Source organism: Brevibacillus sp. FSL K6-6036 (assembly GCF_037964015.1).
GTDB lineage: Bacteria > Bacillota > Bacilli > Brevibacillales > Brevibacillaceae > Brevibacillus > Brevibacillus borstelensis.
Genome location: NZ_CP150173.1, coordinates 1,705,161 through 1,730,835, shown reverse-complemented (window position 1 = coordinate 1,730,835; position 25,675 = coordinate 1,705,161). Strand labels below are relative to the sequence as shown.

The 25,675-nt window shown below is 52.8% G+C and carries 28 protein-coding genes and 1 other annotated feature; of the genes, 4 read left to right on the top strand and 24 right to left on the bottom strand.

The annotated features are described in order from the left end of the window. Positions 1-104: 104 nt before the first annotated feature. Positions 105-476 carry a TIGR04086 family membrane protein gene (locus NST37_RS08625; RefSeq protein WP_003387579.1) on the top strand — a complete coding sequence of 124 codons (372 nt, stop codon included), beginning with the start codon at positions 105-107 and terminating at the stop codon, positions 474-476. A 105-nt stretch (positions 477-581) separates the two neighbouring features. On the opposite strand, the gene yajC is transcribed toward NST37_RS08625, so the two are convergent. From yajC to NST37_RS08580, 9 genes are all read right to left on the bottom strand, one after another. Further along, entirely contained in the window at positions 582-893 is a 312-nt protein-coding gene (gene yajC, locus NST37_RS08620) for a preprotein translocase subunit YajC (RefSeq protein ID WP_003387580.1), read from the bottom strand. An 11-nt stretch (positions 894-904) separates the two neighbouring features. Then, on the bottom strand, positions 905-2,035 hold the full coding sequence (gene tgt / locus NST37_RS08615) for a tRNA guanosine(34) transglycosylase Tgt (RefSeq protein ID WP_003387581.1): 1,131 nt from the start codon (positions 2,033-2,035) through the stop codon (positions 905-907). An 87-nt stretch (positions 2,036-2,122) separates the two neighbouring features. Further along, complete coding sequence (gene queA / locus NST37_RS08610; RefSeq protein WP_003387582.1) at positions 2,123-3,151, bottom strand: tRNA preQ1(34) S-adenosylmethionine ribosyltransferase-isomerase QueA; 1,029 nt, start codon at positions 3,149-3,151, stop codon at positions 2,123-2,125. Positions 3,152-3,189: 38 nt separating this feature from the next. Then, the gene (locus tag NST37_RS08605) at positions 3,190-5,271 is read right to left on the bottom strand and encodes a SpoIID/LytB domain-containing protein (protein ID WP_031932371.1); all 2,082 of its coding nucleotides are present in this window, start codon (positions 5,269-5,271) and stop codon (positions 3,190-3,192) included. Between the two features lie 193 nt (positions 5,272-5,464). Then, complete coding sequence (locus NST37_RS08600; protein WP_003387584.1) at positions 5,465-5,683, bottom strand: DUF2905 domain-containing protein; 219 nt, start codon at positions 5,681-5,683, stop codon at positions 5,465-5,467. After that, the gene (ruvB, locus tag NST37_RS08595; RefSeq protein ID WP_339186574.1) at positions 5,680-6,681 is read right to left on the bottom strand and encodes a Holliday junction branch migration DNA helicase RuvB; all 1,002 of its coding nucleotides are present in this window, start codon (positions 6,679-6,681) and stop codon (positions 5,680-5,682) included. The genes NST37_RS08600 and ruvB overlap by 4 nt, the downstream gene beginning before the upstream one ends. 4 nt (positions 6,682-6,685) lie before the next feature. Then, entirely contained in the window at positions 6,686-7,303 is a 618-nt protein-coding gene (gene ruvA, locus NST37_RS08590; RefSeq protein ID WP_003387586.1) for a Holliday junction branch migration protein RuvA, read from the bottom strand. Continuing rightward, on the bottom strand, positions 7,300-7,800 hold the full coding sequence (gene ruvC / locus NST37_RS08585) for a crossover junction endodeoxyribonuclease RuvC (protein ID WP_003387588.1): 501 nt from the start codon (positions 7,798-7,800) through the stop codon (positions 7,300-7,302). Before ruvC ends, ruvA begins: the two co-directional genes overlap by 4 nt. 142 nt (positions 7,801-7,942) lie before the next feature. Beyond that, the gene (locus tag NST37_RS08580) at positions 7,943-8,134 is read right to left on the bottom strand and encodes a hypothetical protein (RefSeq protein WP_003387589.1); all 192 of its coding nucleotides are present in this window, start codon (positions 8,132-8,134) and stop codon (positions 7,943-7,945) included. Between the two features lie 60 nt (positions 8,135-8,194). Here NST37_RS08580 and NST37_RS08575 point away from each other — a divergent pair, with 60 nt between their 5' ends. Continuing rightward, positions 8,195-9,385: a hypothetical protein gene (locus tag NST37_RS08575; protein WP_152562209.1), complete on the top strand. Its 1,191-nt coding sequence runs from the start codon at positions 8,195-8,197 to the stop codon at positions 9,383-9,385. Positions 9,386-9,445: 60 nt separating this feature from the next. Here the strand turns inward: NST37_RS08575 and NST37_RS08570 are convergent, their stop codons facing one another. After that, positions 9,446-10,015 (bottom strand): BofC C-terminal domain-containing protein, encoded by a 570-nt coding sequence (locus NST37_RS08570; RefSeq protein ID WP_003387591.1) that lies wholly within the window; start codon positions 10,013-10,015, stop codon positions 9,446-9,448. Positions 10,016-10,206: 191 nt separating this feature from the next. Here NST37_RS08570 and NST37_RS08565 point away from each other — a divergent pair, with 191 nt between their 5' ends. Then, positions 10,207-12,195 carry a bifunctional 2',3'-cyclic-nucleotide 2'-phosphodiesterase/3'-nucleotidase gene (locus tag NST37_RS08565; RefSeq protein WP_003387592.1) on the top strand — a complete coding sequence of 663 codons (1,989 nt, stop codon included), beginning with the start codon at positions 10,207-10,209 and terminating at the stop codon, positions 12,193-12,195. A gap of 70 nt (positions 12,196-12,265) precedes the next feature. On the opposite strand, the gene NST37_RS08560 is transcribed toward NST37_RS08565, so the two are convergent. The 7 genes from NST37_RS08560 to NST37_RS08530 all read right to left on the bottom strand — a co-directional run bounded on the left by NST37_RS08560 (position 12,266) and on the right by NST37_RS08530 (position 19,822). Further along, positions 12,266-13,324 carry a phosphotransferase gene (locus tag NST37_RS08560; protein ID WP_003387593.1) on the bottom strand — a complete coding sequence of 353 codons (1,059 nt, stop codon included), beginning with the start codon at positions 13,322-13,324 and terminating at the stop codon, positions 12,266-12,268. After that, positions 13,305-15,014, bottom strand: coding sequence for a SafA/ExsA family spore coat assembly protein (gene safA, locus NST37_RS08555; protein ID WP_339186571.1), 1,710 nt, complete (start codon positions 15,012-15,014; stop codon positions 13,305-13,307). Before safA ends, NST37_RS08560 begins: the two co-directional genes overlap by 20 nt. Before the next feature lie 127 nt (positions 15,015-15,141). Further along, positions 15,142-16,002: a prephenate dehydratase gene (gene pheA / locus NST37_RS08550; RefSeq protein WP_003387595.1), complete on the bottom strand. Its 861-nt coding sequence runs from the start codon at positions 16,000-16,002 to the stop codon at positions 15,142-15,144. A gap of 20 nt (positions 16,003-16,022) precedes the next feature. Then, on the bottom strand, positions 16,023-16,955 hold the full coding sequence (thrB, locus tag NST37_RS08545) for a homoserine kinase (RefSeq protein ID WP_031932368.1): 933 nt from the start codon (positions 16,953-16,955) through the stop codon (positions 16,023-16,025). Then, positions 16,955-18,052 (bottom strand): threonine synthase, encoded by a 1,098-nt coding sequence (gene thrC / locus NST37_RS08540; RefSeq protein WP_203421446.1) that lies wholly within the window; start codon positions 18,050-18,052, stop codon positions 16,955-16,957. Before thrC ends, thrB begins: the two co-directional genes overlap by 1 nt. Before the next feature lie 2 nt (positions 18,053-18,054). After that, positions 18,055-19,353 (bottom strand): homoserine dehydrogenase, encoded by a 1,299-nt coding sequence (locus tag NST37_RS08535; RefSeq protein WP_003387598.1) that lies wholly within the window; start codon positions 19,351-19,353, stop codon positions 18,055-18,057. A 25-nt stretch (positions 19,354-19,378) separates the two neighbouring features. Beyond that, positions 19,379-19,822 carry an ACT domain-containing protein gene (locus tag NST37_RS08530; protein WP_003387599.1) on the bottom strand — a complete coding sequence of 148 codons (444 nt, stop codon included), beginning with the start codon at positions 19,820-19,822 and terminating at the stop codon, positions 19,379-19,381. A gap of 185 nt (positions 19,823-20,007) precedes the next feature. On the opposite strand from NST37_RS08530, the gene NST37_RS08525 reads away from it, so the two are divergent. Next, on the top strand, positions 20,008-20,160 hold the full coding sequence (locus NST37_RS08525; protein ID WP_170208321.1) for a hypothetical protein: 153 nt from the start codon (positions 20,008-20,010) through the stop codon (positions 20,158-20,160). A gap of 167 nt (positions 20,161-20,327) precedes the next feature. Here the strand turns inward: NST37_RS08525 and NST37_RS08520 are convergent, their stop codons facing one another. The 7 genes from NST37_RS08520 to NST37_RS08490 form a co-directional block, all read right to left on the bottom strand. Further along, positions 20,328-20,987 (bottom strand): PilZ domain-containing protein, encoded by a 660-nt coding sequence (locus NST37_RS08520; protein WP_003387600.1) that lies wholly within the window; start codon positions 20,985-20,987, stop codon positions 20,328-20,330. Positions 20,988-20,995: 8 nt separating this feature from the next. Beyond that, complete coding sequence (gene obgE, locus NST37_RS08515; protein WP_024983973.1) at positions 20,996-22,273, bottom strand: GTPase ObgE; 1,278 nt, start codon at positions 22,271-22,273, stop codon at positions 20,996-20,998. A gap of 10 nt (positions 22,274-22,283) precedes the next feature. Further along, complete coding sequence (locus NST37_RS08510; RefSeq protein ID WP_003387602.1) at positions 22,284-22,871, bottom strand: Spo0B domain-containing protein; 588 nt, start codon at positions 22,869-22,871, stop codon at positions 22,284-22,286. Positions 22,872-22,979: 108 nt separating this feature from the next. Then, the gene (rpmA, locus tag NST37_RS08505; protein ID WP_003387603.1) at positions 22,980-23,273 is read right to left on the bottom strand and encodes a 50S ribosomal protein L27; all 294 of its coding nucleotides are present in this window, start codon (positions 23,271-23,273) and stop codon (positions 22,980-22,982) included. A gap of 2 nt (positions 23,274-23,275) precedes the next feature. Continuing rightward, the gene (locus tag NST37_RS08500; RefSeq protein WP_003387604.1) at positions 23,276-23,632 is read right to left on the bottom strand and encodes a ribosomal-processing cysteine protease Prp; all 357 of its coding nucleotides are present in this window, start codon (positions 23,630-23,632) and stop codon (positions 23,276-23,278) included. Positions 23,633-23,642: 10 nt separating this feature from the next. Continuing rightward, positions 23,643-23,954 (bottom strand): 50S ribosomal protein L21, encoded by a 312-nt coding sequence (rplU, locus tag NST37_RS08495; RefSeq protein ID WP_003387606.1) that lies wholly within the window; start codon positions 23,952-23,954, stop codon positions 23,643-23,645. Between the two features lie 10 nt (positions 23,955-23,964). Continuing rightward, positions 23,965-24,042 (bottom strand) — a sequence feature (ribosomal protein L21 leader region). A gap of 51 nt (positions 24,043-24,093) precedes the next feature. Further along, complete coding sequence (locus NST37_RS08490; RefSeq protein WP_243014543.1) at positions 24,094-25,596, bottom strand: Rne/Rng family ribonuclease; 1,503 nt, start codon at positions 25,594-25,596, stop codon at positions 24,094-24,096. Positions 25,597-25,675 lie beyond the last annotated feature (79 nt).

Below are 25,675 nucleotides of genomic sequence, written 5' to 3'. Positions count from 1 at the left end.
ATCCATTCTACGAAAATTCTTCATGATGTTCAACGCGAAGATGAATACCCGGGTCAAGCCTTTCATATAGATAATACAAACGTGACGAGTAAGGAGGGTTATCCTTGCGGAGTGCTTCCACTTCAGTCTTTGCTGGTCTTTTGTACACGCTTGGTCTGGTCTTGCTGGGCGCCTTGATGGCTGCCTTACTTCTCTCTTTCACATCCATACGCGAAAGCTCCCTGCCCTATTTCACTTATGTGATCAATGCGATCGGGCTTTTGGTCGGCGGATACGTCACCGGACGCCGTTGCGGCGGCAAAGGCTGGTATTATGGCGGTCTGACAGGACTCTTTTATTTCCTGCTGGTGATCCTGATCGGATTTCTCGGTTTTGATGCCCCGATGCAATGGGGGACCTTTTTCTACCTGATTGGCGCTTTTCTGCTGGCATCCTTTGGCGGGATCATGGGGGTCAACTCCACCTCGAAGCGGTAAAATGGCTTGCATGCATAAAATGGCTTGCATGCAAACGAAGGCGCAAAAAAGAGGGCAGCTCCACGTCTTGTACGGACTTGGAGTACCCTCTTTTTCCTTTGCCATCTATGCTTTCGACTCTTCCTTCGCTTCCTTGGACTCGGAAGCCGGCTCATTGCTGCTGGATACCACGTTGTTTACGGCGCCGCGGTCAAAAGTGACATGTACGTTGTGCGCGATACGCAGTGTAACGGTGTCGTCAGAGATATCCTGAATCGTTCCGTGCACACCGCCGATTGTCACAACCTTGTCCCCTTTTTTGATGGAAGCAAGCATCGCATTACGCTGTTTTTGCCGCTTCTGCTGCGGACGAATCAGCAGGAAATAAAAAATCACAAACATGATGATAAGGGGTAAAAATTGTTGTAAACCTTCCATGGGAGTCCTCCTTAAAAAGATCTATCTTCACTCAATCCATATTGAGCGAAAAACTGGTCTCGAAAATCGCCGAGGCGGTCTTCGGCAATCGCCTGGCGAACCTCTTTCATCAGGTTCACCAAGAAGTGCAGATTGTGATACGTAGTCAGCCTGATGCCAAACGTCTCTTCTGCCTTCACCAAATGACGGATATAGGCGCGGGTGTAGTTCTTGCAGGTGTAGCAGCTGCAATTCGGATCGAGTGGCCCGAAGTCCCGGGCATACTTGGCATTGCGGATCACAAGCCGTCCCTGGCTCGTCATGCATGTCCCATTTCGCGCAATCCGCGTAGGCAGAACGCAGTCGAACATGTCAATGCCTCGCATCGCTCCCTCGATCAGGGCATCAGGTGAGCCTACCCCCATCAGATAGCGAGCCTTGCCAGTCGGCAGCAGCGGAACCGTATGCTCGAGAATCTCATACATCAACGGGAACGGCTCACCGACACTCAGTCCCCCGATCGCGTACCCGGGAAAGTCCATCGATACGAGATCGCGAGCGCTTATCTCCCTCAGATCCTTGAACATGCCGCCTTGCACAATCCCGAACAGGGCTTGCTCATTTGGGCGGGTATGCGCTTTCAGACAACGCTCAGCCCAGCGGCTCGTTCGTTCCATTGATTTTTTCACGTAATCGTACTCGGCCGGATACGGGGCACATTCGTCAAATGCCATGAAGATGTCGGCACCCAGGGCATTTTGAATCTGCGTGGCCTCCTCCGGACCGATAAACAGCTTTTCTCCGTTCAGATGGGAACGGAAGGAGACGCCTTCCTCCGTAATCTTGCGCAAATTGCTCAGACTAAAGACCTGAAAACCGCCCGAATCGGTCAATATGGCGCGATCCCAGTTCATAAAGCCGTGCAATCCTCCTGCTTCCCTGACAATTTCATGTCCGGGACGCAAGAAAAGATGGTATGTATTGCTGAGAATAATACCGGCCCCGAGCTCTTTCAGTTCCTCGGGACTCATGGTTTTTACGGTCGCTTGTGTACCCACCGGCATAAATACAGGAGTGTCGATGGTCCCATGCGGCGTATGCAGCTTCCCGAGGCGGGCCCCCGTTTGCTTGCAGGTTTTGATTAGTTCGTAGCGGACAGCCAAATTATGTACACTCCTCAAGAATGTAATTCCTTCCTATTATATAGAAACTGGCTCCTGAGCACAAGAAAAACCGGGCTTTCCCCGGTTTTAAATCAGCAGCATGGCATCGCCGAAGCTGAAGAAGCGATACTCCTCTTTGACAGCGGCCCGGTAGGCGTTCATGATATGATCCCGTCCTGCCAAAGCGCTGACCAGCATGACAAGGCTTGATTTGGGCAAATGGAAGTTGGTCAAAAGACCGTCGATGATTCGGAAGCGGTAGCCCGGGTAAATAAAAATGTCCGTCCATCCCGATTCGGCAGCAAGCTTGCCGTCATGAGCCTGTCCGACCGTCTCGAGCGTCCGGCAGGATGTCGTTCCGACCGCGATCACCCGCCTTCCTTCCGCCTTGGCGGCATTGACGATTTCAGCAGTTTTTTGCGGAATCTCGTAGTACTCGCTATGCATGACGTGTTCTTCCACGAGATCGGCTGTCACCGGACGAAAAGTGCCTAAACCGACATGAAGCGTAATGTATGCGATTTGCACTCCCTTTTCTTCCAGCCGTTTTAGATACGCTTCCGTAAAATGCAGCCCTGCTGTCGGAGCCGCTGCCGAGCCCCGCTCCTTGGCATAGACTGTCTGGTACCGCTCCTGGTCGTCCAGTTGGGCGTGGATGTATGGCGGGAGCGGCATCGAACCGAGCTGATCCAGGATCTCGTAAAAGATTCCCTCGTAATGAAACCGGACGATTCTGCCTCCCGTCTCTGTCACGTCCTCGCACACACAGCGCAATTGCCCGTTGCCGAACACAACCTCCGTGCCCGGTTTCACCCGCTTGCCCGGCTTGACCAGCGTTTCCCAGCGGTCTTCTCCAAGCGATTTGAGCAGCAGGACCTCTATTTTTGCACCTGTGTCAGCCTTCTCCCCGATCAGGCGCGCAGGGAGGACACGACTGTCGTTCAAAACGAGCACGTCTCCCGGATTCAGGTAGTCGATCAATTGGGTGAATTGACGGTGAGCCAGCTCTCCTGTTCGCTTGTTCATGACGAGCAGGCGCGAAGCAGTTCGATCCTCCAGCGGATGCTGGGCAATTAATCGTTCAGGCAACTCAAAGTCAAATTGTTGTACGTCCACAAGCTCTTACTCCTCGTTTGTCAGTTGTCGTATCTATTCTAGTACTGTTCAATCGAAATGTCTTGGTAGTAGTGTTGCAAGATTTGCCGATAGTCATACCCGCTCTCGGCCATCGCTTTGGCACCGTATTGGGACACGCCCAGACCGTGTCCATAACCGGTCCCGCGGAACAGGAACATCTGCTGCTTTGTCGCGACCCGCCACTCATTTGAACCGTTTAAAATGAGGAACTGGTCATTGTATCCATTGGCAGACGAAGCGTAGCCATCGGCTCCAATCGCCATGACGCTCCCGTATTTGGGATAGGCAGTAGTTTTGCCGCCAGCGCCCAACACTGTAAATGTCCCCGTCTCTTCCACGTCGAACTTTGTGCTTCTCAATGCCGCTCCGCCTTGCTGGAAAATGGAACGGTGGGCATCCGGGGAAGAGACCTTCAGCGGGCGGCCGTTGGCTTCCATTTCCAGCACCCTGCCGGATGGTCCGCGCTCTGTAACACGCAAGGTCTGTACGACACCGCTTATGCGCGGCCCTTTGTTTTTGTCCTGGCTGGCATTGATCATTGCGGTCACCTCTTCAGCCGTGTAAGGCCCCCGTGTCCAGCTGTAGGCATTTTCCTCCGGTTCTTCTGTTACGATTGTAACGCTTGTCCCTGCGGACAGGGAGGTCAACACCCGGTGATAAGCGGTACTCGGGCCGGAGCGCAGGTTGATGCCGTCACCAGTCACGACAGCCTCTTTCAGCCCCAGTGCGTTGGTTAAGCCGGTTTCCCGGACGAGATCGCTGCGGATAAACCCGAAGGTCCCGTCACCGAGCGAAACCTGGTACCATAATGCCGCCTTTTCCAACGGTTCCGTATCATCGCTCATGACCGAACGAATGTAAGGAACCTCATTTCCCCATACTTCCGTGCCGTCAGCGGTCAAACCTCCGGCATTGGAATAAAAGAGCGATTCGGCCACCTTGCCTTTATAGGTAATGACCTCTCCTTCGGTTTCGTCCACAGCTTTGCGGATGTCTTTGGACTCTTTGTCAAATCCGTAATACGCCTGCTCAAAGACTGTATCAGAAAGGTTCGCAATTCCGTACTTGTTCCCCTGGCCGACCGCTCTCGTCCGAGCCAGGACGGCCTGTGTTTTCAAAGCCTCCAACGGCCAGCCCGGCGCCATCTCCGAGCCAACTACGCCGTATAGATATTGCTCCAGAGGCAGTTCGTTGACAACCGCCATATTGCCTTTGTATTCCGAGAGTTCAATTTTCCCGCGATACTTTCGGCCATCCCGCTCCTCCACCTCGATTAGCGATTGGGAGCCCCCTTTCTCCGGCTTTACAGTCAGTGACGCCTGCGGAGAAAAAGCGTATTTCCAGACTGCTTCCGAGCCAAGCATGTCTTTTTTCAGAACGACATAGGACTTGCTGGCCGCCTCTTGATAGGAAAACCCGGGAAATGCGGATGCGGCTTTATTCGCCAGCTTTTGCACCGCATCTTTGCTTACCTCGTCCCCCAACCAAACGGCGTAGGACAGCTTGCCGCCATCGAGCAAAATGACCGGATAGGCGGATATCCCGGTAGAGGACAGGGCGGTTTGCCAGTCCTGCGCTTCTTTCAAACTGCCGAATCTCCCTGCTTCCACTCGCATCGGCCCTTTTACCACCGGCTGCTGACCGGTAGCTTGCGCGATTGACTTGGCTTGCGCCGAGGCCGCTTGCAAGGTGTCGTAGGTGCCGCTGACTACTTGGTACATCCGTTTGCCGCCTTGCTCGCTTTGCTGGATGGCGGCGTCTATCTTTCGCTGACTCAGTTGCTGAGCAACCTGCTGAGCCCGGTTGAGATCGCTTGTTTCGATTGCCTGCACATGATATTCATCTACCCGTACCCTGGCTGTATCTCCTGTCAAGGCCGGCAGTTTTGCAGCCCCGTCTTTTGTTCTCATGGATACTTCCAACCCGCCAGCCGCTGTCAATGTCACCGAAGGAACCACTCCCCGGTATCCCTGTCCATTATCAATAAACAGCGCAACCCGTATCGTATCCCCGGCTGCATCGGCCGGTATCTGCACCGCCAGTAGCGAAACCGATAACAGGCCCGCTGAAAGGACTTTTCCAATCTTCCGCTTCCACATGACGTCTTGTCCTTCCTCTCACCTGAATTGTTGAAAAGTCGAATTTTGGCATGAACTCCCATGTTTTTCGACAAAAACAGGCCATTTCCTGCCCAGACTGTACAATTTAGGTCCTCGGATGCAAGTCATGCGTGCATCTGCACATAGCAATGAACCCGCGTCAACGAGAACGCGGGCTTTTCGCATCTATTCCTCATTTAAACAAGCGAAACAAATAGGAAGCCAATGTTAGCACGATACTGATCACAATGCAGGTGACGACCGGAAAGTAGAACTTGAAATTCTCTTTTTCGACCACGATGTCTCCAGGCAGACGGCCCAAAGGCAAAAATCGTCCCCCGATTTGCCACAAAAGGCCAACAACAATCAGTACAGCCCCTCCGATGATGAGCAGTTTGGCTACCGGATTCATGTTTTTTTCATCTCCCGACCGAAATGTTCATAGGCGGCTGGTGTGGCGACGCGCCCTCTCGGCGTTCGCTGCATGAAGCCGATCTGGAGCAGGTAGGGCTCGCAGACGTCTTCAATCGTTTGGCTTTCTTCCCCGATCGTAGCGGCGATCGTGTCAAGGCCGACCGGTCCTCCATCAAATCTGTCGATGATGGCGAGCAGCAGCTTGTGATCGATATGATCCAGCCCGCAGGCGTCCACCTGCAGCCGCTCCAGCGCTTCCATGGCGATCTGGGCCGTCACGACGCCGTCGCCTTGTACTTGTGCAAAGTCCCGGACACGTTTTAACAGGCGATTGGCCACACGCGGGGTTCCACGTGAGCGCTTGGCAATCTCGGCGGCCCCCTCCTCGCGAATCCCGATCTGCAGGATATCGGCGGCCCGGCTGACGATAAACGTCAATTCCGGCACTGTGTAAAATTCCAGGCGGTTTACCACCCCGAAACGGTCGCGCAGCGGTGAGGAAAGCATCCCGGCACGTGTGGTCGCACCCACGAGCGTAAACGGAGGCAGATCCAGGCGGACACTGCGGGCACTCGGCCCCTTCCCGATAATAATATCGAGCGCAAAGTCCTCCATCGCCGGGTACAATACCTCCTCCACGCTTCTGTTGAGGCGGTGGATCTCATCGATAAACAGCACGTCGCCTTCCTGAAGATTGGTCAGGATTGCCGCCAAGTCTCCTGGCCGTTCAATCGCCGGTCCTGACGTTGTCCGGATGCTGACACCCAGCTCGTTGGCGATAATCTGTGACAACGTCGTTTTCCCCAAGCCCGGCGGCCCGTAGAGCAATACGTGGTCAAGCGCTTCTTTGCGCATCTTGGCCGCTTCGATAAACACCTTCAGATTATCTTTCGCTTGTTGTTGACCAATATATTCATGCAAATAACGAGGGCGAAGACTGAGCTCTGCCGCATCCTCCTCCCAGTTCATTTGTGTCGTAATGATGCGCTGGTCCACTTCGCTACCCCCTCATAAACAAGGCAAGCCCCTGTTTGATTAATTGCTCGACCCCTGCGCCATTTTTGGCCGCTTCCGATAGCGTTCCGCGCACTTTTTGGATTTCCAGGTCTGAATAGCCCAACGCCTCAAGCGCATCCACTGCCTCCTGCAGAGCAGAAGCGGCTGTTTCCCCGGCCTTGAGCTCTGTCGCAGCTACTGTCTGGAAGGCGGAAGGTGTAAAGGCGGTGAGCTTATCCTTCAGATCGAGGATGAGCCGCTGGGCGGTTTTCTTCCCAATCCCCGGGAATTTCGTCAAATAAGCGACATTTTCCTGTTGGACTGCCATGACGATTTGTTCAGGAGTCGCTGCGGCCAGAATCGCAAGGCCGCCCTTGGGACCGATCCCGGAGACATCCAGCAGCTTGCGGAACAGGTCCCGTTCCTCCCTCGTAGGAAAGCCGTACAGCAGGATGGCATCCTCACGAACATGATGATGGGTGTAAAGCTTGGTCCTCGCCCCCTCGAACCGAACAAAATGATAGGGGTTTGGACAAAACAGGCGGTAACCGATCCCCCCCGCTTCCACCACGACAAAGTCAGTATCCAGATAGGCAAGCGTGCCCTCCACAAAATCAATCATTTCCGTACTCCTTCCGCAAGGGAAATAAATGTTCGAAATTGCGCATGGGTAATGGCAATTCCCAAAGCATCGGCCACGTCGTCCGGTTTTGGCGTTTCCTTCAATCGAAGCAGCATTTTGGTCATCTCCTGTATCTGCTTCTTCTCTGCTCCTCCGTATCCGGTAACAGCCTGCTTTACCTGCATCGGCGTATATTCGTATACCGGGATACCCGCCAACTCGGCCGCAAGCAGGATGACTCCCCGCGCCTGGCCTACTGTAAAGGCCGTCGTGACATTTTTGTTGAAGAACAGTTTTTCTACTGCCATCTCATCCGGTTTGTATGTATCGAGCAAGGTTTGCATGGCCTCAAAGATTTGCCTGAGTCTGAGCGGAACCGACAAGCCCGCCTCTGTCTGGATGCTGCCGTATTGAACAGGCTTCAACTGATTGCCTTGTTTATCTATCACCCCAAAGCCGACAATCGCAATTCCGGGGTCAATCCCGATGATGTGCATGGCTCACAACTCCATGTAGTTTTGATTTCTGTCTTTTACTGTACCATAAAGGACGGAAAAAGCGAACGTGCATTTCCATCTTGGTCTGCATTCGTCACACGAAAAAATCCGCCCCGGTCTGGGGCGGACTTTGCGGCGGCAGCTAGTGTTTGTTCATTCCAAGCGCATCAGCCTCGTCATGCTGCATGTGTGCATATTCATCCACATCATTTCGCATCTGTTCCTGGATCTGGTTGATCTGACGATAGTTCAGCTTGTTGTGCCCCTGGTTTAATTGAACGTACAAACGCTGATGGAACTGGTCTTTGTAGCTTCCTCTCGGCATCGAAGACATGCTGAAAGACTCCTCCTTGACCGCCGCTTGACATCAGTATGGGGAAAGATGCCTCTTGTTATGATGGCAAAAATTTGTCCCTGCCTCGCTTGCAATGGATGCACACTCTTATCCTCTCTGGCGCAAACTAAGACAAGAAAAGGAAAAGCTTCTCGCCTGGAGGTGGCCAACCTGCTTCGTTCTCTGCTGTTTTTGCTTTTATCCCTAGCTTTATCCTTTACTCAGCCTGCCGCAGCTGCTGCCAAAAAACGCAACGAAATGACCATCAGCGTCAGCGTCTCGCCAAACGCCGCTTTTGTTTCCCGGCTCGACGTTGAACAGAAGAGCGGGTTGGCTCGGGCAATCACGCATAGTCCGACAGGCAATCCTGCCCAGGAGCCTTATCCTGTACGGGCTACTGTGCAAATTGGCGCGGATTCGTACCTGCTTGGCTTCGACGGCCTGTTCTACGATCGGAAGCGAAAAAGGGCTGTGCGTCTCTCCCCGAAAACGTTCGGGCAACTCGATTCATATGTATCCCTGCTGGAAGCCAGGCACTATGGAAGACCGACGCCCTGGAGCGAGGCTCGCCAAGAATTCAAGCGCATGAGCTATGCGACTGTGATTGATCTGGAGACCGGCAAGAGCTTTCGCGTACAGCGGCGGGCAGGAAGCAGGCATGCCGATGTGCAGCCCCTTACCCGTGAAGACACACTGATCATGAAACAGATTTATCAAGGGAAGTGGAGCTGGAAGAGACGGGCCATTCTGGTCCGGGTCAACGGAAAGCACTACGCGGCTTCCATGCACGGCATGCCTCACGGAGCAGGAGGGATCCCGGGAAACCAGTTTCCTGGCCATTTCTGCATCCATTTTCAAGGAAGCTCCACCCATCGAAAAACCGAACCGGATCCGGGTCACAGCTTGATGATACTGAAAGCGTCCGGAAAGCTGTACGAAGCCATTCAAACAGCCGACCCGCGGCAATTGGTCGATTATTTTCTGACCTCCTTGCACGAGCACGACTTCTTTTCCCTCAAAGTAGCGGCTGGTCCATACCCGCTGCCTCCTTTTTTGGAGAACATCGACTCCATCAAGCGGCAAAATGAGCTTGATCAGTGGCATGACGATGCCTCGCTTACTGCCGAAATCCCTGTTCGCGTCTCCTTTTTTTACCGGCAAGGACCTGAACAAAAAGAACTGTGGACCTTTTCGCTGGTCCGCTTGTCTCCGCTTGACCCGTGGCGAATCTGCAGCATAACAGCAGAATAAGCTTCCCGCATTTCCTCCCAGAAGAAAAAGAAGGCTCCCCTTGTTGCAAGGGAAAGCCTTCTACTCATTTCCTGCACCGATCTGGAACTCGCCAAAAGTGGACAGGACGCTGTTGTACTCAGCCAGGTCGCGGACGCGGATGCCTTTTTTGAGTGAAGCCACTTGTTCTTTCGACAGCCTTGCCTCCATCTTTTCCGTATTAATCCGGTAAAACGTCTGGACGACTTCCGCCTCCTCTGGCAAGCCGTTGAACAGCGTTAGCATCCCGTCCTTGGATATTCCGAAGTGGCCGTTCTCCTTGCACTCGGGCGCAATATCGTTCTCGCGCTTGTACAAAATCAGCTTGTCCGCCTCGGCCGCCACGATCTCCGAGCCATTATGCGCAGCCAAGGTTTGCGCCAGCTCGTTTCGCGGAATCTGGGAGACTTCTTCTTTTTTGACACCGCACAGATACGTTTTCGCCAGAACGACCTGATAGCTGTTGCTCATCGCCCCTACGCTTTCGGACGATTTGAGAAAAAGCAGTCCGTCCTGCTGTTTTCCAAACATATTGTCAAGCAAAACGCCTCCTGCCAAACCAGCTGCCAGAGCAGCAGCCCACGACGTGTAGATCATCCACTGCCGTCTCATTTTTCCATAGAACCCCTTCTGCCTCGTTTTCCTACCATTTTGGCCGAAATGGAAGAAAAGCATACCCTCATTCCCCAACATTCCCATCTTTACGACAAATTCACAAAGGAATTTCTACCATTTCCTTTCATTCGATGATAAACTGGCTGTGATTGTCATATTTTTCTTTATTAATGGAGGAATGCTAATTTATGAAAAAGGTGAGCACAGGCAAGCTTGTCGGTTGTTTACTGACTGCATCTCTAGCTGTCGGCGTACTGTCCTTCCCGTACAATACGGTAAGCGCAAATGCGGAAGCTACGCTTAAACTGCGTCTCCTGGAAACGACTGACCTTCATACCAACATCGTCAACTACGACTACTACCAGGACAAGCTGACGGATGAATTCGGACTGGCAAAAACCGCAACACTGATCAAAGCAGCTCGTGACGAAGCAAAGAACTCCATGCTTTTCGACAACGGCGACCTGATCCAGGGCAATCCTCTTGGTGATTATGTAGCCAAGATTGAGCCGCTGAAAGATGGACAAACCCACCCTGTATACAAAGCCATGAATCTGTTGAACTACGATGCGGGGAATATCGGAAACCATGAGTTCAACTTCGGGCTTGAACACCTCCAGCGCAGCCTGAAGGGCTCCAAATTCCCGTATGTAAATGCAAACGTTTACGTAGATGACAAGGACAAAAATCCTGACAACGACAAAAACTACTTTACGCCTTACCTGATCCTGGACCGCACCTTCAAGGATGAGGCCGGCAAAGACGTGAAGCTCAAGGTCGGCGTGATCGGTTTCGTGCCTCCGCAAATCATGAACTGGGATAAAGAGAACCTGCAAGGCAAAGTGATTGCCAAGGACATCGTGGAAACTGCGAAAAAATTTGTTCCGGAAATGAAGAAAAAGGGTGCCGATCTGATCGTCGCGATCCCTCACTCGGGCATCGGACCGGTAGAAGCGGGCCCTGACCTGGAGAACGCCAGCTACCAATTGACCAAAGTAGACGGCATTGACGCCGTTCTGTTCGGCCACTCCCACTCTGTATTCCCGGGAGCCGGCTTTGAAAACATCCCTGGCGTAGACAACGAAAAAGGGCTGATCAACGGAAAACCGGCAGTCATGCCCGGATTCTGGGGCAGCCATCTCGGTGTGATCGATCTCACGTTGAAAAAGGAAAATGGCAAATGGACTGTAGCTGAAGCTACTACCAAAGCGGTGCCTATCTATGACAAAACAGAGAAAAAATCGCTTGCTGATGCAGACCAGAAGATCGTCGAAGCGGTGAAGGAAGATCACGATCACACGGTCGCATGGGTGCGCTCTTCGGTAGGTACCACAACCTCCCCCATCTTCAGCTATTTCGCTTTGGTACAGGATGATCCGTCCATCCAGATCGTGACCAATGCACAGAAATGGTTCGTAGAGAAAAATATCAAAGGAACGGAATACGAAAACATCCCTGTCCTGTCTGCGGGTGCACCGTTTAAAGCAGGCGGCCGCAACGGAGCCGCTTACTACACGAACATCCCTGCTGGTACGATCGCGATCAAAAACGTGTCCGACCTGTACATTTATCCGAACACGCTGAAAGGCGTACTGGTCAACGGTGCCCAATTGAAGGATTGGCTGGAGCGCTCCGCCGGTCAGTTCAACCAGATTGACGTGAAGAAAACAGAAGAGCAACCGCTCATCAATGAAGCATTCCCGACTTACAACTTTGATGTGATCGACGGCGTAACCTATCAAATCGATGTAACCCAGCCGTCCAAGTTCGACCTTGAAGGAAAAGTGGTCAATCCGAATGCAAACCGCATTAAAAACCTGCAATACGAAGGAAAGCCAGTCAAACCGGAGGATAAATTCATCATCGTCACCAACAACTACCGCGCGAATAACGGCGGGAAATTCCCGGGCGCTGATGGTACCACCATTGTCATCGACTCTCCTGACGAAAATCGTCAAATCGTGATCGACTATATCCTTAGCCAAAAAGAAATCAACCCGGCTGCGGACAACAACTGGTCCTTCGCTCCGGTGAAAGAAAAGGTAAACGTAACCTTTACCACCTCTCCGGATGCAAAACCATTTGCGGAAAAAATGCCTCATCTGAAATACCTGAACACCTTGGAAAGCGGATTTGCGAAGTTCAGCATCGATCTTTCCAAAGCAGGCTCCAAATAAGCAGGAGCGGCTTTTATACGGCACCTTCGACATGAAAAAAGCTGATGGCATAGACCATCAGCTTTTTTCTTTACCCGACAAAATGATACTCCCCCCATGGAGAATGACGGAAGAGATGTTCCCCCGATTGCAGGAAGCTTTGACGCGCCTCGCGGAGTCTGGCTTCCATCTGTACCAACTGCAGTACTCCTCGTACATGATAACCTGGGCGATTGCCGTAAACACCCGTTACTTCACGCAGCAAGTTGTCCGGGTAACCGAGCAGCTGGTGGATCATCCAGATTTGCGTGTCGCTCAAATACTGAATGCGGCAGTAGGCCTCAATCGCTTCAATAAAGGAAGACATTCGGTATTCTTGAAGAAGCAGCATTCTCCCCATGAATTGGACGAGGTCAACAAGCTGCATATCCTGCCCGACTGTATCGAGGTCGATTAAGTAGCAGCTGCCGCGGGGAGTCAGCAAAAAATTGTGGCTGGCCACATCCCGGTGTGCTAGCGTGCCTTGTTCCATAGACGCGTAGAGCTCCGCTGTCAGCGGCAATTTGTAAGCAGCCTGGAGAGTGCCTCGCCCTTCGCGAATTGCATCTTCCGCCATTTCTGAAATCAGCTGTTCGAGCCGATTTTGCGGTTCTTTCTGCTCGATATGCCAGGTGATCTTTTCGAAATGCTCCAGTCTGCTTTCCCATTTATCGATCAGCGCTGGCTTTCCATCAAACGGAAATGGCTCCGCCAGCGGAAAATCACGAGCGGCCTGGTGAAATCTGGCGAGGGTCATCGCCGCTCTCTTGACATCGGAAAGAGAAGCGTTATCCGATTCACGTCCATCGATCATATTCATAATCGTATAGTACTTCCCCTGAAAGGGAAAAATCTTTTCTCCCTCATAGTCAGACACGTACTTAACGGTATGGGTAAATCCTTTATCCCGGAGTATCTCTGAAAGCTTTGTCACCCACTCTGCTTTCTCTCGCTGTTTATACCCTTTCAAAATCCAATGGCCCCGATCCGTTTTCAGGTAATTCACGTTCCGACGAGGTTTTACCCCGTAAATACGGCAGCGGAATGCTTTTTCAAGAGACGGAACAATGGATTTGTTCATGTCCGGGGAATCAGGAAGAAGATTCGTCATATCCCGTTTCCCAATCAGGCCACACTTCCGGTGCTGGGAGAGCCGGCTTCTCTTTGGAATCTGGATATGACTCTTGGTAAGCTATATGCTGGTATCCGCGGCCGCAATCATCGGAATCGGGCGTTATGTGATGACTCTCCCCCCTGCGTCTTCTGTGACCAGATGAGCTGGAAGAGGATTCAACATACGTTCTTCTTCTTCTCTGTTTACGAGAACGGGGATAACTTCCATACGGTTCCTCTGGCGAGTGATAATAAGGGTAAGCAGGCGGCATCATGTTCGGCAAGTGGTCCGGCATAAAGTCCGGCATTGCGTGTGGCATCATATTCGGCATGAAGTCCGGCATCGTATGTGGCATCATATTCGGCATAAAGTCTGGCATCGCATTTGGCATCATATTCGGCATAAAGTCTGGCATCGCATTTGGCATCATATTCGGCATAAAGTCTGGCATCGCATCTGGCATCATATTCGGCATAAAGTCTGGCATTACATGCGGGATCATTGGCGGCATCATATTCGGATACGGCATGGGTGGACAAAACGGCATCATTTCCGGGAGTACCTCTGCCTGCACTTGCGGCATTGGGATAATCGGTGGCTGGCCGCACGGCGGGCATGGTCTCACAAAATCATGGTAAGGCTGCGGCGGCTGATATGGGTAGTAAGGCTGCTGCGGTATCGCTGGGCTCACCTGGGTTGGCGGTTGCATTGGTCTTCTTGGAGTGGGACGGAACGGCTGCTGTTGGCCTTTTAGTGTCGGCGGCACGGTCGGCTGCAGCGGGCTGACTTGTGTCCTCGGCATTGGCGGCTGCACTGGTCTTACCTGTGTCTTCGGCAGCGGCGGCTGCAATGGACTTGCTTGTGTCCTCGGCAGCGGCGGTTGCAGCGGACTCACTTGTGTCTTCGGCTCCGGCTGCTGCAGCGGATTCACTTGTGTCTTCGGCTCGGGCTGCTGCAGCGGGCTTACCTGCGTCTTCGGCCTAGGTGTTGGCAGTGGACTGGTCTTTTTCGGCGTAGGCGGCATGATCGGACGTGGAAGGACAGGAGCTTCGGCCAATGGTGAGACTCGCTGCGGCGGACGAGGCTGTGCAGGCGGCAGTGGCGGGAGGGCAGGTGGCATATTATTATCTGGGATAAAGGGGAGTGCCTGAGGTGTTTCGATCTCGGATTCGATCTCCATGCTTTCTTCCCTGTCGAAGTCTTCTTCCGATTCAATATCAATGTCCTCAGGTATATCCTCTTCCATCTCCGGCTCTTCCTCCGTGGGCTCCATCGGGCGTGTCTCAATCCGCTCCGGCACTTCCGGCACCGGCTGCGGTGCTGGCTGCGGTGCTGGCTGTGGTTCCGGCTGCGGCAGCGGAGCCTCCTTTTGCTCTTGGATTGGCCGTTCCTTTACCAGGGGAGATTCGGCTGGCTGCTGGATCGGGCGCTCTTTTACCCGGGGAGATTCCGTTTCCCCAAAGATTTGACTTTCACTTGCCTGAGGAGATTCACTTGATGAAAATGGTCTGCTTTGCTGCGGACGGACTGGAATCCCCATTGACGGGATTTTAACCCTCAAGCCGGGGTAGATGAGATCGGGATTTTTAATTTGACTGTTCAGGCGAAGCAGTTCTTTAAAGTCCACTCCATATTTTTTTGCGATTTTCCACATGGTATCGCCTTTTTGAACTACATGGATTCTCACTGTTTCTCCTCCCTCTCGGAAACTCCCTACCATGGTATGCACCCATGGGCGTTTTGCTCACCCGGTTAAAAAAGGGTTGACGCCCATCTTTGTCACCCGGTTTTTGGACAATAAAAAAGCCACCTGCTCAGGTGGCTTTGTACATGTAAAACGGATACGTGCCAAGCTGTCTGACTTGACAGCCCAGCGCCTCAATTTCTGCAAAGGCTCCAGGCAGCAGCACATCATCCATTTTTTGTTCGATATCGATTACAAAATAGTAGCTGCCCAACCCTTTTTTCGTCGGACGCGATTCAATCTTTGACAAGTTGATCTTGCGCCACGCAAAGGCAGCCAAAACCTGATAAAGCGCTCCGGGAAAATCCTCTGGCAGTGTCACCAGGATGGTAGTCTTCTCTTTGGAGGAGGAGGGCAGATCCAACGGCTCTTTGCCGATGAGCAGGAATCGGGTATAGTTGTTGGAATAGTCTTGAATCTCCTGCCACGCGAAAGAAAGTGGGTAAATTTCCGGATTTAAACGGGTTCCAATCGCAGCCCATGGCTCTTCCGGATGCTCACTGACAGTCTGCGCAGCTTTTGCCGTGCTGTTCGTATACTCGATCACAGCCTGGGGCAGATGCTCCCGAATAAAATTATGGCATTGGGCGATCGCATGCGGGTGTGACAATATTCGTTCAATTGCGGACAATTCCAGCTGCTCTTCCCGCTTGGCTACCAATAGATGCTGGGAAATAGGCAGCGCCAGCTCCCCCATGATCGGCAGGTCCACTTCGTGAATCAACCAGTCCAATGCTGTATTCACGGTGCCCTCAATCGTGTTTTCAATCGGAACGACACCGTAGTCGACTTCGCCTTTGTCAACAGCGACGATCACGTCAATAATGCTTGGATACGGCAGACGTTGAATCTGCAGCCCGGCGGTCAATGCCAACGCGGCTTCCTCGCTGAAGGTTCCGTGCGGCCCAAGAAAAGCAAGTTTCTTCTCCATGGCAGTACTCCTATCCGTATTTATCTCTCTTCGAATACCACCTGTGCGCCATGCTTATCCGGTTTCAGCTGCATCGCTCGATAAGAAACGCCATGTTTGCTCATGACAGATTCTATAAATCCGCTGAGGTTGTGCAAATCCTCCTCTGTTTGATAAAAGCAGAGGATAGTGGGGCCGGCACCGCTAAGAGTAGCACCCAGAGCACCGCTTTCAGCCGCTCCTTCCAGTATTTCAGACAAGCCGGGTACCAGTTCGGCGCGATACGGCTGATGCATCCGATCCTTCATCGCCTGGCTCAACAGGTCAAGTCTGCCTTGCGCCAATGCGGCCACAAGCAAACTGCTATGACCAACATTATATATGACATCCTGCTTGCTGTACATCTGGGGCAGGACATTTCGCGCTTTTTCCGTGGAGAGCGGAAAATCCGGGATGATCGCCAACGTTTTGAGCTCGTCGGGCGGATCGAGCCGAACATACGGAATGGCTTGATGCTTCTCTTCAGGCATGGTAGCAACTACCACTCCGCCAAACAAAGACGCCCCTATATTGTCCGGGTGTCCCTCCAGCAAAGTCCCCATCCGGAACAGCTCGTCACGCGTATACGGCTCGCCTAAAAGGTGGTTGGCAGCCACCAGTGCACCAGCGATGGCTGCCGCACTGCTCCCTAAGCCCCTGGTCAACGGAGCATCGCTCGCGGTCCGGATATACAGCTCCGGGGCGGACTGTCCTGCTTCGCGAAACAGCCCGGCAGCTACTTCATACAGCAGATTGCTCTTGTCGGCAGGCAGCCCTTGCATGTCAGGTCCGATCAGTTCGATTGCGGTCGTTTCAGCTACCGCCATTTCCACCGAGGAGTACAATTGAAAGGCCATGCCGATCGTATCAAAGCCTGGGCCCATATTGGCCGTACTCGCGGGTACATTCACCCGAACTTGCGAACGACTTTCCATCATGCCATCCCTGCTTTCTCGGCAATGAACGACATCACCGCTTCACGGGTGGCCGGGATCGACCGCGGCTCTTCGCCGACCAGCTTCAAAGCAATGTTGGGATCCTTCAAACCGTTTCCGGTCAAGACACAGGCAATCTGTGCGCCATCCGACAGCTTCCCTTGCCTGCGCAGCTTGATGATACCCGCGAGCGACGCAGCCGAAGCCGGTTCGCAAAAGATGCCTTCATGCTTGGCCAGCATTTGGTACGCTTCCAGAATCTCGTCGTCCGTCACGCTGTCCACCAGACCGTTTGACTCGGAAACGGCCTGCAGCGCTCCTTCCTTGCTCGCCGGGTTGCCGATACGGATGGCCGTAGCGATGGTTTCCGGATTGGATACGGTTTCCCCCAGTACGAGCGGAGCCGCTCCGGCCGCTTGAAAACCGTACATGTTTGGCAGGCTGTCGATCAAGCCGAAATCACGATATTCTTTGAAGCCTTTCCAGTAAGCGGTTATATTTCCTGCATTCCCGACAGGGATAGCGAGAATGTCCGGCGCTTTTCCCAGCGCGTCGCATATTTCAAACGCCGCGGTTTTTTGTCCTTCGATCCGGTACGGATTGACGGAGTTCACCAGCGTAATCGGCTGTGACGCGGTAATTTCGCGGACGATTTGCAGAGCTTCGTCAAAGTTGCCGTCGATCGCGATAACCTCCGCCCCATACGCGATGGCCTGAGCCAGCTTTCCGAGGGCGATATTGCCATTTGGTATCAATACGATGCAGCGAAGTCCAGCGCGGGCTGCATAAGCAGCGGCAGCGGCAGACGTATTTCCCGTGGAAGCACACATGATGGTGCGGCTGCCTTCTTCTACAGCCTTGGCTACTGCCATGACCATGCCCCGATCCTTGAATGAGCCTGTAGGATTGAGACCTTCATACTTAAAGTGAAGCTCAACGGCCAGTCTCTCGCTCAGGTTCGGTGCATGAATGAGCGGCGTGCTTCCCTCGTGAAGACTGATCAGCGGGGTGTTTTCCGTCACTGGCAAAAAGCTGCGGTACCTCTCCAGGATGCCGGTGTGCCGTTTGATCATGTTCGGTGATGGTGCCTGGTCCATGTTTATTCTCCTCCCTCTACCCGGTAGCAGCTTTTGATTTCATGAACGATGTCCATTTCTTCCATGTAGGTGAGTACCGCGTCCATGTCGCCTTTGGCCGCCGAGTGAGTCACCAGGATGATTTCAGCCTGCTGACCGTTGTTGTACGGCTGCTGAACGACTTGCTCGAGAGATATATTTTTCTCCGCTAAAAGCTGTGTGATCTGAGCAAGTACACCCCGCTTGTCTGCCACTACCATGCGGAGGAAGTACTTGGACAGCTTTTGACTGTCTTCCTTCAGGATTTTCTCCTTGTATGGAGCTACCATGCCGCGGCCGTTTACGCCGAGCTTCATGTTTTTCACCACTGTCACGAGGTCGGAAACTACCGCTGTTGCCGTCGGCAGCTCGCCTGCACCCGGTCCGTAAAACATCGTCTCGCCAACCGCTTCCCCGTGCACGTAAACCGCGTTGAACACACCGTTTACCGATGCCAGCGGATGACTTTTGGCCACCATGGTAGGCTGTACGCTTACTTCGATGGCTTCTCCGTCGCGACGGGCCAAACCGAGCAATTTCACCTCGTAGCCGAGTTTTTTTCCGTAGGCGATGTCCTCTTTGGATACGCGGCTGATCCCTTTTACATCTACGTCTTCGAGCTTCATCGGAACGCGGAAGCCGAGCGTTGCCAAAATCGCCATTTTACGGGCGGCGTCAAAGCCTTCCACATCGGAGGTGGGGTCTGCTTCCGCATAGCCCAAAGCTTGGGCCTCCTTGAGCACTTCCGCGTAATCGGCCCCTTCCTGGCTCATTTTGCTCAGGATGTAATTCGTCGTTCCATTTACAATTCCCATCATTTTGGTAATTCGGTCGGATGAGAAGCCTTCCACCAATGCGCGCAAGATTGGAATGCCGCCCGCGACGCTTGCTTCGTAAAAGACATCACAGCCTTTTTCCTCAGCCTTTTGCAGGATTTCCCCTCCGTGCAGCGCCATCAAATCCTTATTGGCCGTGACCACGTGCTTGCCACGATCCAATGCAGCCAATATGTAATCTTTAGCCTGCGAGATGCCGCCAATGACTTCCACCACGACATCAATGCCTTCGTCATCCAATATATCGTGAACATCGGTGGTAACGATTTTTTCCATCGAAGGGATGCTGCGGGATTTTTCCGCATTCTGCACGAGAATTTTGCTGATTTCAATGCCAAGCCCAGTCTGCTTTTGCAGATCCTCCTGGTGGGCTTGAATAATCCGGACTACCCCTGTTCCAACCGTTCCAAACCCCATCAATCCTACGCGTACCGTTTGCTTCTCCATGTGAACTCCTCCCAAATTCGGCGACTTATCCGCGACCTACAATCATCGCTCTTCGCACGCCGTTTATCTCTTGCAACCCTTCCAGAAACTCTGTGCTCGGCACCTTCAGGTTCGCCATATCGACGGACAAGGTGATATTGGCAATTCCCTGCAGCGGAATCGTTTGGTTAATCGTCAGTACATTGCCGCCCAAGTCTGCGACGAATTGCAGGACTTTTGACAATAAGCCGGATCGGTGCTCCAACGCGAAGGTGATCGTCATAATTTTTTCACTCATCATCGCGTTGAACGGAAAAATACTGTCCTTGTACTTGTAAAAGGCGCTCCGGCTCAGTCCGACCCGTTCTACTGCCTCATTGACCGTATCGACTTCGCCAGAATCCAGCAATTTTTTCGCTTCAATCGTCTTGGCGATTGACTCGGGCAGGATGTCCGACCGTATCAGATAGAACTTTTCTTCCCGCTTCACTTGCTATGTCCTCCTGAGAAAAACAGTTGTTTTTACATAGAGGACATTATAGCCCATATCTTTTGATCTGACAATCCTTATCCGACATTTTTCTCATTCCAGCGGTTCTCGGGTTCACAGGTACATGCAGACTAGCCCCTTGGCGCAGACTAAAACGGATCACGTACGAAGCGAGGTGAAGCAGGATGGCAGGACGAGGCAAAACGGACAAGTCGGAACGTCGCAATAACCACCCCGCTGGCAAGCCAAGCTCCTTGGATCAATTCGGGGATAACCTCCGTGGGAAAAAGATGGCGCAATCGCCGCATATTACAGAAGATCCGAGCGGCAATGGATAGTACAGACAGCGCTTGAGCGAAATCATCTAAACGCAAAAAAAGTATGCCCTTGTCCCGGGCATACTTTTCTCTTCACTATGACGGTTTGCAAGACTCTGCGGCTAAATGTACAAAGGACCGCTATACGCGTAATTCCCTTTGGTTTCGGCTCAAAAAAATACCGCTCCTCAGGAGGAAGCGGTTTGTGCCAGTTGGTGATAGTAATCGCGAATGACCTTGTGGTATTTTTCATCGATATCGGTAAAGATCAGCTTCACGACGGCTTTTCCATCTTGAAACGTTTTTTCCACGACTTTGGCCATCGCCACCAGCTCCTGCTTGACCGAGGGGATCTCAAAGGATAGGTGCAGAAACTCCCCGACCGCGACATATCCTTCCGTACTCATGACGAGCCTGGTAGGTGAGAAGTATAGCAGAACCCCTTCTGCCTTCTCTTCGATAGGGCGGGCCCCCATTACTTTATACGGAATCTTTACCGTAACGTTGGGCTGGAGTAATTTCAATTCACCTTTTGTGGAAATTTCAATCCCGACCGGAAGCAGTCGAGCCATTTTCACCGGCCAGATTGTCTCTTCCTGAATGACTTCCAGATCCAGCGAAGTAACGGTCGCATCTGTTTCCCAGCGCAGTCGAACCCGGGAGCCGACAAGCGGCGGGCGCTGCTCTTTTTCCTGCGAATAAGACACAATAAGGTATCCTGCTTGAACGTGCTCGACCATCACTGTCAGAGACCCTTGCGGCTGCTTGGCAAGGATCATCTGCAGGACGGCACCGCGATGCAATCGATTGTCAGCGAGAAAAGACGCCAGGGAAACTACGTCAGCCATACCATTCATCACTCCACGAATTCAAACTCAAAATCTCCGATCCGAACGGTATCTTTATCCCGCGCCCCATGCTTGCGCAAAGCGTCATCAACACCCATATTCCGCATCATGCGGGCAAAACGCTGGACCGAATCATAGCTGTTCAGGTTCGTCATGCGCACCAGCTTTTCGATTTTCTCTCCACTGACCACAAATACGTCTTCTTCCTTGGTAATGAAGAATGGATCAGGTTCTTTCTCGGCACGAAATACGACGCGCTCCTCGACCTCTGCCACCTCTTCGACTGTCAGCTTGTCCGGCAGCGTATCCAGCAAGTCCGCCACGGCGTACATCAATTCCCGAACGCCTTGACGAGTCGCTGCCGAGATTTCGAAAACTGTCACATCAGGAAGTTTTTCCTTGAAGCGCTTCAGGTTTTCCTTTGCCTCTGGCAAATCCATCTTGTTCGCTGCGACGATCTGATGACGCTCTTCCAGCCGCAGGTTGTACAGCTTTAATTCCTTGTTGATCTGAATGTAATCCTCATAAGGGTCCCTGCCGTCCACTCCGGCCATGTCAATGACATGAACGATCAATCGGGTACGCTCGACATGCCGCAGGAATTGATGGCCTAGTCCCACACCCTGGTGGGCTCCTTCAATCAGACCGGGCAAATCGGCCATGACAAAGCTGCGTTCACCCAAGTCCACGACACCCAAATTGGGCGTAATGGTCGTGAAGTGATATTCGGCAATTTTCGGTTTCGCTGCCGTCACAGAAGAAAGCAGGGTGGATTTCCCTACAGAAGGGTACCCAACCAGCCCGACATCGGCCATTACCTTTAGTTCCAGCGTAATGTAGCGTTCCTGTCCCGGTTCGCCGTTTTCGGAGATATGCGGTGCCGGATTGGCTGGCGTAGAAAAACGCATGTTTCCGCGGCCTCCACGTCCTCCTTTGGCGATTACAGCCCTTTGGCCGTGCTCCACCAGATCCGCAATGACCTCTCCCGTATCATCGTCCACCACCGTTGTTCCCGGGGGTACACGGACGATCAAATCCTCGGCACCAGCTCCATGCTGCGCCTTGTTGCGGCCATGCTCGCCGCGCGGCGCCTTGAAATGCCGCTGGTATTTGAAATCGACCAGTGTACGCAGTCCTTCGTCAACGACAAAGACGACGTCACCGCCACGCCCTCCATCACCGCCAGCCGGTCCGCCGAGCGGCACGTATTTTTCCCGGCGGAAAGAGACGGCTCCGTTTCCACCGTCCCCCCCTTTTACAAACACTTTCGCTTGATCGACAAACATGATGTCACCTCTATCCTTCCGCAACCGGAACTACCAGCTCCAGTATCCAATCCTCATCTGTATGTATCCATTCGGTGACGATCACCGGGCCCTGCATTCCTTCACGTACCAGTTTTTCCAGTTCGACCATTCCGGATGCACGAATTTTCCCTGCCAGATCGAACCGGAAGTGAATCCCCCGCTCGCCTTTAAACAAGGATATTTGCATGCTGGCTGGTTCGAACATATTTTTTTCCAAATGCTTATTCACTGTACATACAATACCTGACACCGTGTCAAACAAAGCCTTTTCATCCAGGACCGTCAACGCCAAATCTACATGGCTGCACACGTCCACTTCCATGAGCATGTCTTTGTTCAGCGCGTTAAAGGTCAAGAAGAAGACGGACAACATCGAGCTGTTTAGCCGGGCCAGCATACTTTCCTGCATCGCGAGTTCAGAGACGCGCTTCAGGTATGCTTCCCCTTCCTCAGGGCGGCCCAAACGCAGATAGCCAAGCAGTACCTGAACATGATTCAGCCAGTCATGACGCTGCCGATTTAATACGGTCAGCAGTTCGTCTGTTTGCTCTGTAAACAGCTTCCGCTCGTCTATCATTTTTCCCACCCAAACCGATAAGAATTTCTTTCTTGTACCTATTGTAACACATGAAAACGTAGACATAAAGAAAACCCAGCAACAAGGCTGGGTTTTTCGTTTCCGTATTTACGCTTGGGAAGCGACCGGCTCGATCACCACTTGTTTGCGATCGCGGCCCAGACGCTTGAAGCGAACAACACCGTCTGCTGTTGCAAACAGAGTATCGTCGCCGCCTTTCATCACGTTTTCACCTGGGTAAATTTTCGTACCACGTTGGCGAACGAGGATGTTACCGGCTTTTACGAATTGACCATCGCCGCGTTTCACGCCAAGGCGCTTGGAGATGGAATCGCGACCGTTCTTGGTAGAACCTACCCCTTTTTTGGAGGCGAAGAACTGAAGGTCTACAGTAAACAGCATTTTCATTGTGAGGCACCTCCTTGCCATTTGTCATCTTGTACCGAAACGTATGATCCGTACTGCTCCGCAACCGCCAGCAAGGATATGACCATGCTCTCCGCCAGTAGCTGCTGTTTCTCGTGGAGCTCTGCATCCTCCAAGGATGAAATGCTCCAGCGGAGAAACCCGCCGTCTTTTGGAGCCTGCGAAACTTGAGGAACGATGCCGAGCAGAGGGTGAATTGCATTCAAAATGCCAAAACTGATCGCTGATACAGCAGAACATACAATGTCCGAGCCATAGGCAGCCGCATTGGCATGTCCGGAAATGCACACCTCTTTAATCCCGTACGGCGCTCGATTCACGATCACTTCAATCATGGCCGATCACTTACGCGTTGATCTTTTCGATCACAACTTTGGTGAACGGTTGACGGTGACCTTGCTTGCGACGGTAGTTTTTCTTGGATTTGTATTTGTACACGATAATTTTTTGGCCTTTACCGTGTTTTTCTACTTTACCAGTTACCGTTGCGCCAGCTACAGTAGGAGCTCCTGCTGTAACCTTGCCGTCTTTGCTTACAAACAGTACTTTGTCGAAAGTAACTACGTCACCTTCAGTAGCAGCCAGTTTCTCGATGAAGAGAACTGCTCCTTCTTCTACTTTGTACTGTTTTCCACCGGTTTCGATAATAGCGTACATTGTGTGCACCTCCTATACTCAGACTCGCCTGTGCAGGTGCGCCGCGAAGGGCGACTTGAGAACCTGATCCGAGCGGTTACAGTATGCCGAGGCATAACTGTATGACAACCACTAGGATACCATATGGTGATTCGCCCAGTCAAGAATTTTTCGCATGAGAAAGCCAGAGCCGCTCCGCTTCTTGCCGACTTCCGGCATATAAAATCCGATAGCGCCCGCCCGACAGCTCTTCTGCCTTGCGGACGTACAGAGTGACCGGCCATGCCGATCCGTCTGCCTGTCCATTCTGCCAGTATTCAAACAGCCGATCGGACAGCTCCACGAGAGCAGCCTCCGCATCCTGGACTTTGGCCAGAGCTTCAAGATCTTCCCTGAGGTATCGGAAGCACTCCTCTATTTTCAGCATGCGTCCGCCGCCTTCACAGCACGGACACGGCTCTGTCAAACGTTCAGCCAGACTTGCTCTCGTCCGCTTTCTCGTCATCTCCACCAGACCGAGGGACGTCATGCCCAGCACGGACACCGGTACCGGATCGGCTTTTAGTGCACTCTCCAAAGCCTTGAAAACGCGCTCCCGGTTTTTTTCCTCGCGCATGTTGATAAAATCAACGATGATCATTCCTCCGATGTCCCGCAAGCGAAGCTGGCGGGCAATCTCATCGGCCGCTTCCAGATTCGCCGCGGTGACTGCCTGTTCGCGCTGCTGTCCGCCTCTGCCCGAAAAAGCTCCGGTATTGACATCAATCACGGTCAGCGCTTCGGTCCGGTCGATCACGATATTGCCGCCGCCTGCGAGAGGCACTTGCCTTTGAAGCGCTAGAGCGAGCTGCTCTCTGACACCCCACTGCGCAAACAGCGGCTCCTTTTGCCGATGCCAGCGAAGCTTTGGCAGCTCTTCAGGGAACATGGCTTCCATCAGCTTGCCAACCTTGCGAAAAAGAGCCGCGTCCTCAACGATCACTTCCTCTGCGCCATCGGCCAAAAAGTCCCGCAGCGCCGCTTCGATGAGACTGTCGTCCAGCAATAAACGGCACGGGGCCTTCTTGCCTTGCACCGCTTGCCAAGCGTCCCGCCAACGGCCGCGCAAATACGCCCATTCCCGCCTGAGCTGCTCTTCATCCGCTTCGGCCGCTTCGGTACGGACAATCACGCCCTCCTCCTTTTCCAAAAGCGAGGACATGAGCGTGGTCAACCGCTCCCGTGCGTGTTCGTTCCTGATTTTGCGGGAAACGGACACCGGCTCCTCACCCGCGCCCAGTCCTTCCGCCGGCAAATAGACGAGCAGCCGCCCCTGCAGGCTGACCCGCGCTGTCACTCGGGGAGCTTTCGTTTCCGTCCCTTCCTTGATCACCTGAACGAGCAGAGACTCGCCTTCACGCACATAGGCACTAATGGAACGCCCTGCTTTTTTGCCAGAGATCGGAGCTGCTTCGTCCACATACAAAAACGCTTGTTGATCATACCCGATATCGATAAATGCCGATTGAATGCCCGGCACTACCTTGGCCACTTTTCCGTAATAAATATCCCCTGACAGCGCCTCGCTCGCTTCCGCCTGGGTTCGCCATTCCACCAGCTTGCCCTTGTTCATGAGCGCTATGCGCAGCTGTCCACCAGCATTACTGATCCCCGCGCTTTTCAACAGACTGCCTCCTTGCCGATGCCCTTGATTATTCCCCCGTCCGGCCTGCTCATTTTGAGCAAAACACTTTCCGGCTTGC